Genomic DNA, 9,976 nt, shown 5'->3' with positions numbered 1-9,976 from the left:
ATAAAGTAACCATGTGCTGTTCGCTTTTCAAAAATACTCCCATCTAAAGAGGTAATATCTGTGTGTGCATAAAAATGATCCCAAGTTACATTAGCAAAACTGATAATATCAGTATCTGTAATGGTACGCTTATGGGTTTTCATAGACATACCCGTTTCAATATCTTCCCAATGGTATTTAAATGGATGCTGTTTAGCTTCCTTATATTTTGCATTAGGCTGATAAATGCCTGTAATTTCTGTTAATGTAGTTGGTGTACCTTGAATCGCAGTTCGCTGCAAATAATGTTTGATACCACGCATACCTCCCATTTCTTCGCCACCTCCTGCTCGTCCTGGACCTCCATGCACTAAACTTGGTAATGGTGAACCATGCCCCGTACTTTCTTTTGCCATCTCACGATTAATTACCAAAATGCGTCCATGATGACTTGCAGCATTTACCACATACTCTTTTGCAATGTTATCATTAAATGTTGCAATTGAAGACACTAAAGAGCCTTTGCCCATTTGTGCTAATTGTATAGCTTCATCTAAACTTTTATAAGGCATTATGGTACTCACAGGCCCAAATGCTTCGCGCTCGTGAATAGCTGAACTTTTAAATGGATGATCTGCACGCAATAAAATTGGACTTATAAATGCACCTTTATTGGCATCAGCACCAATAGTATCAATTTTATCTAAATCACCATACACAATTTGTGCTTCTTTAGCAATATCTTGAACGGACTTTTTAACTTCTTCAACTTGTTGTTTGCTAATCAATGATCCCATGCGTACTTCTTTTAACCTTGGATCACCAATAGTAACTTTATCTAATGCTTTTCCTAATTGAATTTGAACATCTTCAACCAGCTTTTCAGGTACAATAATACGTCTGATTGCTGTACATTTCTGTCCAGCTTTAACTGTCATTTCCTTTCTGACTTCCTTGATAAATAAATCAAATTCTGGAGTTCCTGGCACAGCATCTTCTCCTAAAATAGAGGCATTTAATGAATCAGCTTCCATAGTAAAAGGCACTGCTTCTTGAATGATTCTTGGATGTGCTTTTAATAAACGCCCTGTAGCTGCTGATCCTGTAAAAGTTACCACATCTTGAGATTCAACAGTATCTAAAATAGTTTTTACAGTACCGTTAATGATTTGCAACGCTCCTTCTGGGAGAATCCCAGAATTAATAATTTCTCTTGCTACTGCTTCGGCTAAATAAGCTGATGATGGTGCTGGCAATACAACAGCTGGAACACCAGCCATCCAGTTCACTGCGCATTTCTCTAACATACCCCAAACTGGAAAATTGAACGCATTGATATGCACCGCAACACCTTTTTTAGGCACCATAATATGATGTGCCATAAATCGTCCACCACGAGATAAATCTATTGGATCACCTTCTACATGATATGGTTGATTAGGAAATAATTTCCGTAAAGATGCATTGGCAAAAAGATTACCAAAACCACCTTCTATATCAATCCAACTATCAATTTTAGTGGCACCAGTTCTATAACTTAATTCATAAAAAGCATCTTTTCTTTTGGTAAGGTATAATGCTAACTTTTTAAGCATGTTGCCACGCTCTTGAAAGGTCATTTTACGAAGTATTGCACCTCCTTTAGTTCTTCCGTAGTTAAGAATCTCTGGAATATCCAATCCTTCAATAGCTACACTAGTGAACGCTTCGCCTGTAATGGCGTCATGAATTGATGTACCTTCTTCTTTTCCAGTTGTCCAATTACCTTGGACGTAGTGTTGTATTTTTTTCATATCCAATGCCTGCGCAGGCAGGTATCTTATTAATTATTACTTCTTAATCTTGTCGTATCTAAATTCCAATTAATACTTAAATCACACCAACTTGGATTCATTTCTTCAATCAACTTGATTTTCCAATCTCTTTTCCATTTTTTGAATTGTCGCTCCCTTATTAAAGCCTTTTCTCCATTTTCAAACTCTTCAAAATAAATCAATTTATCACAATTATATCTCGCTGTAAAAGCTTTAGGATACAATTTCAGTTTATGCTCTTTAACTCTTTCATCAATATTATCAGTCACACCAATATAAATTACTCCGTTGGGTTTATTTGTCATTATATAGACGAACCAATGTTTCATTTATTCCCTACTATGAGATTCCTGCCTACGCAGGAATTAAACTCTTTCTATCACACAAGCATACCCTTGTCCAACTCCTACACACATAGTAATTAGAGCGTATTGCTTTTGTTGTTCATGCAATTCTAAAGCTGCTGAATACGCAATTCTAGCTCCAGTAACTCCTAAAGGATGGCCAATTGCTATTGAGCCTCCGTTAGGATTTAACCTTGAATCATCATCTGCTAGTCCCCAAGCTCTTGTACATGCTAACGCTTGCGCTGCAAAGGCTTCGTTTAATTCTATTATATCTATATCGTCCATGGTTAATCCAGCTTTTTCTAATGCTTTATTAGAAGCTTTAACTGGACCAATACCCATAATTCGTGGTTCTACACCAACTACAGCAGAACTTACAATTCGTGCTAGTGGTTTTAGGTTGTATTTTTTTACGGCATCTTCTGATGCTATAATGGTTGCTGCTGCTCCATCATTTAATCCTGATGAATTTCCAGCTGTAACACTACCGCCTTCTTTTTTAAATGCTGCTCGTAATTTTCCTAATACTTCTAAAGATGTGTTAGGTTTAACAAATTCGTCTTTTGAGAACTGGATAGGCTCTTTTTTACGTTGCGGAATTTCTACTGTTACAATTTCTTTTGCTAGGCGTCCATTTTCTTGTGCTTTTGCAGCTTTCATTTGACTCCAATACGCAAAGGCATCTTGATCTTCTCTAGAGATATTATATTTTTCAACGAGATTTTCGGCAGTATTTCCCATGCCATCGGTACCATATAATTCGTGCATTTTTGGATTGATAAAACGCCATCCAAATGTAGAATCGTACATTTTAGAGTCACCTCCAAATGCTGTTGATGGTTTAGCCATTACGTAGGGTCCGCGTGTCATATTTTCAACACCACCAGAAATAAACAAGTCTCCATCACCTGCTTTTATAGCTCGATTAGCATGAATGATAGCTGATAATCCTGAACTGCATAATCTATTAACCGTTTCTCCAGGAACTGTAAATGGTAATCCTGCTAATAATAAAGACATTCGAGCAACATTACGATTGTCTTCTCCTGCTTGATTGGCACAACCCATAATGACATCATCATAAGCCTCTTTAGGAATATTTGGGTTTCGTTTTACAATTTCTTCAATTACAATAGCTCCTAAATCGTCTGTACGAACAGCAGATAATGTACCTTTGTAACTTCCTATTGGCGTTCTTATGCCGTCTATTATATATGCTTCCATATCTAATGCCTGCGTAAGCAGGTATCTTATTAATTATTACTATTTTTTTGGGCGTTACCTAAAGGTCGGGCTTTCCGTTATATCTTTTTTACTTGTTCTCGATACAAAATTGCTAAAAAGTAATTTCACTCGAACTAACGTAAAAAAGGATACCACTGCAATCCCTAACGCACGTTATTACTATGTTTTTTCTTAACCAAAGTTTATTTTCTTTTTGTTAAGAGATTCCTGCCTACGCAGGAATTTATTCCCATTTTTTTTGTGTTCTATAAACCACACCTTTAAAAAGGGCTACTAATTCATCACCGCGTTTTACCTCAATGATGTTAAAACCTAATTTATTATTTACTTTTTCTATTACTGACTCTGCCACCAAGTAATCACCTTCTTCCAAAGCTTCAATATGGTTGATACTCGTTTCGATAGATACTGCGTATTTACCATGCGTATTTGCAGCAAAACCAAATGCTGTATCTGCTAATGAGTAGCTAATACCTCCATGAGCTTTATTCATGCTATTCAACATTTCTTTACGAATAGTCATGCCTACTTTACATCGCCCTAGTTCACATTCGAGTATTTCAATGCCTAACCATTGACTGTAAGCGTCTTGGTTTAGCATTTTATGTGGTATTTGCGCTCCGCTTAAAGGCATTTGATTTTAGAGATTAGGTATTAGTATTGATTCTTTTTAAAATTTTCTTTCTTAAAGATGACATCATTTTCGTTAATTCAGAAATCGATTTTCTATTTTCTTCATCTTGTTCTAAACTTATATAATTTCGTCTTTTTGCTTTTGTGCTACAACTAACACATTCATTAGCACTATAAATAGCATGATTCAAGTGTTTTACAAATTGAGCGTCAGAACCTGGATAGCCTTCAGCAATATTCAATGCTATAGAGTCTGCAGCTCTTCGGAATTGAGATAATAAAGCATAAAGCTCATGGTTTGGAAACTTTTTAACTAGACTGTCTGTTAATTCACCAAAATCCATAGCCTTTTGATAGACAATTAAGTCTTCAAACTTAAAATGATATTTACTATTATCACTCATTCCTATTTCCAAATACCTAATTCCTCTTTAAAAAAACGTTTTATGTTCTCTGTTCATTTTACGTAATAACGGACTACATCGATATCTATCTTCATGATATTCATTATATAATTCATCTAGTTTGGTTACACACCAATCGATGCCTTTTTCGTCTGCCCAAGCCAGTAATCCTTTTGGATAATTAACTCCTTTTGTCATGGCATTGTCTATATCTTCCGCGGAAGCGATATTTAAAAATAATGCATCTGCCGCTTCATTGATGAGCATTATTAATACACGATTAAATATAGATTCTGAAAGGGACTTCTCGACAGAGCCTGTGCTGAGCGAAGTCGAAGTGCTCGACGTGACAGTTGAGTCTTCTACTTTTCTACCATTTTCATCATAGTTGTAATAGCCTTTTCCAGATTTACGTCCCAAATAACCTGCCTCAGCAAATCGTTTTTGCGTGAATGCTGGTTTGTATCTTGAATCGAAATAGAAAGCTGTAAACACCGTTTCTGTAACTGTGTAATTCACATCGTTACCAATAAAATCCATCAATTCAAAAGGGCCCATTCTAAAACCTCCCAAGGTTTTTAAACTCCAATCGATAGTTGCGAAATCGGCAATACCTTCTTCATAAATTCGTAAGGCTTCACCATAAAACGGTCTCGCTACGCGATTGACAATAAAACCAGGTGTATCTTTCGCCACAGCGACTACTTTTTTCCAATCGGAAATAGTTTCAATTGCTTTTTGAAGAACAGCCTCTGATGTTTGAATGGCAGGAATCACCTCAACCAGTTTCATTAACGGGGCTGGATTGAAAAAATGAATACCAACACATCGCTCTGGTTTTTGCAATGAGGCTGCTATCGATGCTATAGATAAGCTAGAGGTATTTGATGCTATGATACAGTCTTCTGATACATAATTTTCTAATTCTGAAAATACTTTCTTTTTAATATCAAGATTTTCAATAATGGCTTCAATCGTTAAGTTTGAATCTGACAAACTTTTCAAACTATCTACATACGAGATGTTAGATTGAACTCTATTTTTCTCATTGGCATCAATACGTTCTTTTTCAATAAGGCGATTTAATATTTTTTCTAAAGCTGCTTCTGCTTTATTTAAAGCTGCCTGATTGGTATCGTATAATTTTACTTGACATCCAGCAGTAGCAGCTACTTGTGCGATGCCACTTCCCATTGTTCCACTTCCTATTATTCCTATGTTCATTTTCTTTGTTTTTATGTTCATTTTGTCTTGAAACAAAACGAACCAAAAATTCAAGTTGAAAGTGAGGAATTTTTCAATCTCTTATTGAGCTTGAAAACCAAAAATAAAATCTAAATTTCTTCCAAGGTTTCAGAAATTCTTAACGATTTGATTTTTATATTCTGCATTTCAACATTTATTTCAATGCTTCGCATTGATTTAGTCTTAAATCTAAAAGCGAAGCGGTCTAATTTCTATATTCTTTATCTTCCTTTAAATTCTGGTTTACGTTTTTCTATAAAAGCAGCAACGCCTTCAGCATAATCTTCACTTTGCGCTGCTTCAATTTGATATTTTGATTCCATAGCTAATTGTGCATCTAACGTATTGGTTATTGAGGCATTAAATAATTCTTTAATCATACCCAATGCTTTGGTTGGCATGTTTGCTAACTTTAAAGCTAACTTTTGTACTTCTTCTTCAAAATTTTCTAAAGAAATAACTTTATAAATCATGCCAATTCTTTCAGCTTCTGTTGCTGATACTTTATCTCCTAGCATCGCTAGGGCTTGTGCTTTTTGAAAACCGATTAAGCGTGGTAAAAAGAAGGTGCCTGCACTATCTGGCACCAATCCAATTAAACTAAATGCTTGAATAAAACTTACTTTTTCATGAGCCACTACAATATCACAAGCCAAAGCAATATTTGCTCCAGCACCAGCGGCAACACCATTTATAGCACCAATAATTGGTTTTTTTATGGAGCGAATTTTTTTAATAATTGGATTATAATGTTCTTCTAATATTTTTTTAAAACCTGGATTCAATTCAGGAGAAGTTACTTCTTTTAAATCTTGCCCAGCGCAAAATGCTTTGCCGCTTCCAGTAAGTACCATCGCTCGAACATCATCATTTGTTTCACAATCCTCAAAAACAGCTTGCAACCGTAAAGCCATTTCTCTATTGAAACTATTGAATACTTCTGGTCTGTTGAGCGTTATGAACGCTACTTTGTTTTCAATTTTTAAAATAATTGAATTATTGCTCATACCTTACTTTTAATTGTCATTGCGAGGACGAAGGACGTGGCAATCTCATCATGAGATTCCTTCACTTCGTTCGGAATGACGCTTTACTTTAAACATTTAAAATAGTCAAAAGGCTCTTGGCAATCGGCACACTGAAACTGTGCTTTACATGCTGTTGAACCAAACTGACTCACCAATCGTGTATTTTTCGAACCACAATTCGTACACTTTACCAATCGTTTTCCATTTAACAATACTTCTTTATCTGCTTCGGCTTCTAAAGGTGCTGCTATACCATAATTTTCTAGTGCTTTTCTTCCTTTTGGTGTAATCCAATCGGTTGTCCAAGCTGGATGCAAAATCAAATCAATTTCAGATGCGTAACCTGCATCATGTAATGCTTTTTTAATATCGTCTCCAATGACATCCATTGCTGGGCAACCGCTGTAGGTTGGTGTAATTTCTACTTTCACAATATCATTACTAATACTTGCCGAACGCACAACGCCCATATCCATAATTGATAGTACAGGAATTTCAGGGTCTGAAACTTGTTCTAAAATTGGAATCAATCTTTTATCAATATGTTGTTCTGTTATTGTCATGTTTACTTCCCATGAAAAAGGGAAACTTATTTTATTGCTTCTCGATACAATTTGCTCATACTTCACAAATCACTCGAAGTGACGTTTAACTTTTAACCGAGTAGCTTTTACTTTTCGATTATGAGATTCCTGCTTTCGCAGGAATTGGTTACCATTCCATATTAGGATAGGTTCGTTGCATATATTGCAAATCTGCTAGTAAATAACCCATATGCTCTGTATGCACACCTTCTTTACCTCCTTTTTGAAACCATTTAGATTCTGGAACTTTTAAGTTAGCTTCGATTAATACTTCTGAAACTTGATTGTAATATGCGTCTTTGAGTTTAATTACATCAACACCGATACCTTCTGAAACCATCGCTTTATCAGCATCAGTTTGGTGAAATAACTCATCAGTGTACGTCCATAAATCATCAATGGCTTCTTGCATTTTTTGATTGCTCTCTTCGGTTCCGTCTCCTAATCTTTTTAACCAATCTGAAGAAAAACGCACATGATAACTCACTTCTTTAATACATTTCTTTGCAATAGCAGAAAGTGTTAAATCTGTACTTTTCTGTAAATCAGTTAAAAAAGCAAAATGATAGACATCAAATAAAAACTGACGGCCAATAGTATAAGCAAAATTGGTATTTGGTTGTTCTACCAATAATACATTTTTATACTCACGTTCTTTACGAAGCATCGCGATATCGTCTTCAGTTCTCTCATCTCCAGCTATTTTTGCTGCATATTGATAGTAGCTACGTACTTGCCCAAATAAATCTAAAGAAATATTAGTACAAGCAATATCTGTTTCTAGACTTGGTCCATGCCCACATAATTCTCCCATACGTTGTCCTAATATGAGACTGTTGTCTGCAATACCGAGAATGTAATTGTATAAGTTTTCTTTCATCGATAAATTTATTTATCGTTCCCGTAAAAACGGGAAACTTTTAGTAATTCAACTCTAGGATAATTTTAGAGTGACATTTTATTTTAATTGATGAGTTTCCCACTTTTGTGGGAATTGTAATTTGAGCAAAGCTCAAATTACATATGCTTTACTTCGTCTGGTAAATCGTAAAATGTTGGGTGGCGATATATTTTGTCTTGAGCTGGTTCGAATAGCTCTCCATTATTTTCGGGATTAGAAGCCGTTATATGCTTCGATTCTACTACCCAAATACTTACACCTTCATTACGTCGTGTATAAACATCACGAGCGTTTTCTAGCGCCATTTCTGCGTCTGCGGCATGCAAACTACCACAATGCCTATGCTCTAATCCGTTTTTACTTCTTACGAAGATTTCCCAAAGTGGCCAATTTTTTCTCATCCTTATGAATTTGAAATTGAAGTTGAAATCGAATTTGAAATTACTTCAATTAATATTTTTTATTCTTGTTACTATAATTCTTATTAATTGGTCATTTTCATCTTTCAAGTCTTTTAGTTCTTCTTCCGAAAACAACTTTGCTTTTGTTTGAATATTTAAATTTCTTTGCGACTCTCTTAATTCTTTAAGGCAAATTCTTAATTTATTAATTTTATCCTTATCAGTTCCTGCACCTAATACCTCACCATAATTTAGAGCAGAAGAGCAAGATGATCTAATTAATTGCTTGGCTAAATAATCTCCTGCATATGATAATGGTTTCTTATTGTACAAAAGAATAATAGTCGCAGCAAAATCTTCAAGTCTTTCAGTTAAATCGAATTTTTTATTATCCATTTTTCAAGTTCAGATTCAACTTTAATTTCATTAAACTGCTTTTTTTCTTTCTTGTTTCTTTTCGGCATGTGCCATCGCAGCATCACGTACCCATTCACCACGTTCCCAAGCGCCAACTCGTGCTTTCATGCGTTCTTTATTCATTGGGCCATGGCCTTTAACCACTTGCCAAAATTCATCCCAATTAATTTCACCAAAATCATAACTACCACGTTCTTCATTCCATTTTAAATCTGGATCTGGAATGGTGAGTCCAATTAAATCTGCCTGTGGTACCGTTTGGTCAATAAATTGCTGACGCAATTCATCATTTGTTTTACGCTTTAATTTCCACTTCATAGATTGTGCAGTGTGAACAGATTTATCGTCTGTTGGCCCTAACATCATTAGACTTGGCCACCACCAGCGATTTAATGCATCTTGCGCCATTTCTTTTTGTTCTGGTGTGCCGTTTGCTAATTTTATCATGATTTCATAACCTTGACGTTGATGAAAACTTTCTTCTTTACACACACGAATCATTGCTCTAGCATACGGCCCATAAGACGTATTACACAAGGGCACTTGATTGATTATTGCAGCACCATCTACTAGCCAACCGATAGCTCCCATATCTGCCCATGTTAAAGTTGGATAATTAAAAATGCTAGAGTATTTGGCTTTTCCTGTGTGCAATTGTTCATACATTTCGTCTCTAGAAATTCCTAAAGTTTCTGTTGCGCTGTAGAGATACAATCCATGCCCAGCTTCATCTTGCACTTTGGCTAGCAAGGCTACTTTACGTCTTAACGATGGAGCACGGGTAATCCAGTTTCCTTCCGGAAGCATACCTACCACTTCAGAATGTGCGTGTTGCGACATTTGCCTGATATGTGTTTGACGGTATTTTTCGGGCATCCAATCTTTAGGTTCAATTTTCTCATCGCGTGCAATACGTGCTTCAAATTGTTCTTCTAATGATTTAATTTGTTCTTCACTCATATCCTATTCTCAACCCTC

At 35.7% G+C, this 9,976-nt stretch carries 12 protein-coding genes; all 12 read right to left on the bottom strand.

Going from position 1 to position 9,976, the window contains the following annotated elements; genetic code table 11:
* On the bottom strand, positions 1 to 1,772 hold a 1,772-nt coding region (paaZ, locus tag AC1EUY_RS10115), incomplete at its 3' end, for a phenylacetic acid degradation bifunctional protein PaaZ (RefSeq protein WP_480195412.1).
* A gap of 29 nt (positions 1,773 to 1,801) precedes the next feature.
* A complete protein-coding gene (locus tag AC1EUY_RS10110) occupies positions 1,802 to 2,122 on the bottom strand; it encodes a GIY-YIG nuclease family protein (protein WP_480195411.1) in 321 nt (106 codons plus the stop codon).
* A 36-nt stretch (positions 2,123 to 2,158) separates the two neighbouring features.
* Positions 2,159 to 3,364 (bottom strand): 3-oxoadipyl-CoA thiolase, encoded by a 1,206-nt coding sequence (gene pcaF / locus AC1EUY_RS10105; protein ID WP_480195410.1) that lies wholly within the window; start codon positions 3,362 to 3,364, stop codon positions 2,159 to 2,161.
* Positions 3,365 to 3,608: 244 nt separating this feature from the next.
* Positions 3,609 to 4,019 carry a PaaI family thioesterase gene (locus AC1EUY_RS10100; protein WP_480195409.1) on the bottom strand — a complete coding sequence of 137 codons (411 nt, stop codon included), beginning with the start codon at positions 4,017 to 4,019 and terminating at the stop codon, positions 3,609 to 3,611.
* A gap of 13 nt (positions 4,020 to 4,032) precedes the next feature.
* Positions 4,033 to 4,422 carry a four helix bundle protein gene (locus AC1EUY_RS10095; RefSeq protein WP_480195408.1) on the bottom strand — a complete coding sequence of 130 codons (390 nt, stop codon included), beginning with the start codon at positions 4,420 to 4,422 and terminating at the stop codon, positions 4,033 to 4,035.
* A gap of 27 nt (positions 4,423 to 4,449) precedes the next feature.
* Positions 4,450 to 5,646 carry a 3-hydroxyacyl-CoA dehydrogenase NAD-binding domain-containing protein gene (locus AC1EUY_RS10090; RefSeq protein WP_480195407.1) on the bottom strand — a complete coding sequence of 399 codons (1,197 nt, stop codon included), beginning with the start codon at positions 5,644 to 5,646 and terminating at the stop codon, positions 4,450 to 4,452.
* 242 nt (positions 5,647 to 5,888) lie between these two features.
* Positions 5,889 to 6,674 carry an enoyl-CoA hydratase-related protein gene (locus tag AC1EUY_RS10085; RefSeq protein ID WP_480195406.1) on the bottom strand — a complete coding sequence of 262 codons (786 nt, stop codon included), beginning with the start codon at positions 6,672 to 6,674 and terminating at the stop codon, positions 5,889 to 5,891.
* Between the two features lie 83 nt (positions 6,675 to 6,757).
* Positions 6,758 to 7,258 (bottom strand): 1,2-phenylacetyl-CoA epoxidase subunit PaaD, encoded by a 501-nt coding sequence (gene paaD / locus AC1EUY_RS10080; RefSeq protein ID WP_480195405.1) that lies wholly within the window; start codon positions 7,256 to 7,258, stop codon positions 6,758 to 6,760.
* A 148-nt stretch (positions 7,259 to 7,406) separates the two neighbouring features.
* Positions 7,407 to 8,159, bottom strand: a complete 753-nt coding sequence (gene paaC, locus AC1EUY_RS10075) for a 1,2-phenylacetyl-CoA epoxidase subunit PaaC (RefSeq protein ID WP_480195404.1) — start codon at positions 8,157 to 8,159, stop codon at positions 7,407 to 7,409.
* A gap of 137 nt (positions 8,160 to 8,296) precedes the next feature.
* Positions 8,297 to 8,581 carry a 1,2-phenylacetyl-CoA epoxidase subunit PaaB gene (gene paaB, locus AC1EUY_RS10070; protein WP_480195403.1) on the bottom strand — a complete coding sequence of 95 codons (285 nt, stop codon included), beginning with the start codon at positions 8,579 to 8,581 and terminating at the stop codon, positions 8,297 to 8,299.
* A 45-nt stretch (positions 8,582 to 8,626) separates the two neighbouring features.
* Positions 8,627 to 8,977 (bottom strand): four helix bundle protein, encoded by a 351-nt coding sequence (locus AC1EUY_RS10065; RefSeq protein WP_480195402.1) that lies wholly within the window; start codon positions 8,975 to 8,977, stop codon positions 8,627 to 8,629.
* Between the two features lie 30 nt (positions 8,978 to 9,007).
* Positions 9,008 to 9,958, bottom strand: coding sequence for a 1,2-phenylacetyl-CoA epoxidase subunit PaaA (gene paaA, locus AC1EUY_RS10060; RefSeq protein ID WP_480195401.1), 951 nt, complete (start codon positions 9,956 to 9,958; stop codon positions 9,008 to 9,010).
* Positions 9,959 to 9,976: the final 18 nt, after the last annotated feature.

It is taken from the genome of Maritimimonas sp. 2210JD6-3 (genome assembly GCF_056591795.1).
This window is presented reverse-complemented; position numbering and strand designations above follow the sequence as displayed.

Bases quoted from the DNA above. Each gene is read 5' to 3' on its own strand.
- AC1EUY_RS10065 (WP_480195402.1), bottom strand. From the start codon at position 8,977: ATGGATAATAAAAAATTCGATTTAACTGAAAGACTTGAAGATTTTGCT.
- AC1EUY_RS10100 (WP_480195409.1), bottom strand. From the start codon at position 4,019: ATGCCTTTAAGCGGAGCGCAAATACCACATAAAATGCTAAACCAAGAC.
- paaA (WP_480195401.1), bottom strand. From the start codon at position 9,958: ATGAGTGAAGAACAAATTAAATCATTAGAAGAACAATTTGAAGCACGT.
- paaD (WP_480195405.1), bottom strand. From the start codon at position 7,258: ATGACAATAACAGAACAACATATTGATAAAAGATTGATTCCAATTTTA.
- AC1EUY_RS10095 (WP_480195408.1), bottom strand. From the start codon at position 4,422: ATGAGTGATAATAGTAAATATCATTTTAAGTTTGAAGACTTAATTGTC.
- paaB (WP_480195403.1), bottom strand. From the start codon at position 8,581: ATGAGAAAAAATTGGCCACTTTGGGAAATCTTCGTAAGAAGTAAAAAC.
- paaC (WP_480195404.1), bottom strand. From the start codon at position 8,159: ATGAAAGAAAACTTATACAATTACATTCTCGGTATTGCAGACAACAGT.
- AC1EUY_RS10085 (WP_480195406.1), bottom strand. From the start codon at position 6,674: ATGAGCAATAATTCAATTATTTTAAAAATTGAAAACAAAGTAGCGTTC.
- AC1EUY_RS10090 (WP_480195407.1), bottom strand. From the start codon at position 5,646: ATGAACATAGGAATAATAGGAAGTGGAACAATGGGAAGTGGCATCGCA.
- pcaF (WP_480195410.1), bottom strand. From the start codon at position 3,364: ATGGAAGCATATATAATAGACGGCATAAGAACGCCAATAGGAAGTTAC.
- AC1EUY_RS10110 (WP_480195411.1), bottom strand. From the start codon at position 2,122: ATGAAACATTGGTTCGTCTATATAATGACAAATAAACCCAACGGAGTA.